Genomic DNA, 937 nt, shown 5'->3' with positions numbered 1-937 from the left:
GTCCGACACTGACCACTGAGTCGGCGCTGACGGGGCTCGCCAAAGCGAGCGCCTGTCAGCGAGCGATTCATGCTCGGGTGAGGGGCGTGGCCAAAGTCTGTGCCATCTGTTTCACGTACTCGCGCAGTTCCGGGACTGCGGTGGCCTCCCAGTCGCGCGCCTGGAGGAAGGGGCCGACGTAGTACAGCCAGTCTGAGGGTGCTGCATTGCAATCAAGCAGTGCGCCGGACGGTGCGATAGCCATGCCGGTGCCGAGTGCGTCAGGCACCAGCAGGCCATCAGCACGCAGGGACTTGAGCAGTGGGTCGTCCAATTGGCGCAGGTCCAGCGCTGGAGTCGTGCAATTGATCACTGCTTTGACTTCCAGCTGTTCTTCGATGCGGGTGCCGCGACGACGTACAGAAACGCTCACACTGCCGGGGTTTGAGGCGTAGCCGACGATGCGACCGGCCACAAGCGTGAGTTTGCCACTGGCCAGTTCCTCCTGCATGCGTGCTCCCGGTTGTGGGGCGCAACGATGGCGATGGGCATCCCAGTAGGGGCGTACATGCCGCAGGAATCGCAGGCGTTCATTTAGTGGCAAGGCGTGCCACAGTTGCCGGGTGGCAGATCTTAGCCCGCCGATGATATCTCGCCAGTCTCCGCCAGCTTGTGCATGCTGGCGAATCGCATCACGCACTGCGCGTACATAGTGACGCGCCCTGCAATCGGTGAGCATGTGCTGTGCCAGCCCTTCGTCGTAGTCGGGGTGCGCGTTCAATTCGCGGTGGGGCTGCGGCAGCAGGCCACGGCGTGACACAGCTTGAATAGAGCCGGTGTGCCCACGGTCGCGCAGGTCGAGTACCACATCCAGCATCGTCAGCCCGCTACCGATCAGGAAGACCGGGTCGTTTGTGTCGATACGATCGAGTGCGCCAGGTTGCCATGGGTCGTGTAC

General features: G+C 62.9%; 1 protein-coding gene. It reads right to left on the bottom strand.

Annotated elements, in window-relative coordinates; all coding sequences use genetic code 11:
* Positions 1 to 67 precede the first annotated feature (67 nt).
* The coding region (locus tag FEM54_RS33200; protein WP_420875341.1) for an FAD/NAD(P)-binding protein at positions 68 to 937 on the bottom strand (870 nt) is incomplete at its 5' end.

It is taken from the genome of Pseudomonas edaphica, assembly GCF_005863185.1.
GTDB classification, from domain to species: Bacteria; Pseudomonadota; Gammaproteobacteria; order Pseudomonadales; family Pseudomonadaceae; genus Aquipseudomonas; species Aquipseudomonas edaphica.
The sequence above is the reverse complement of the archived record's forward strand: the minus strand, read 5'-3'. Positions and strand labels throughout refer to the sequence as shown.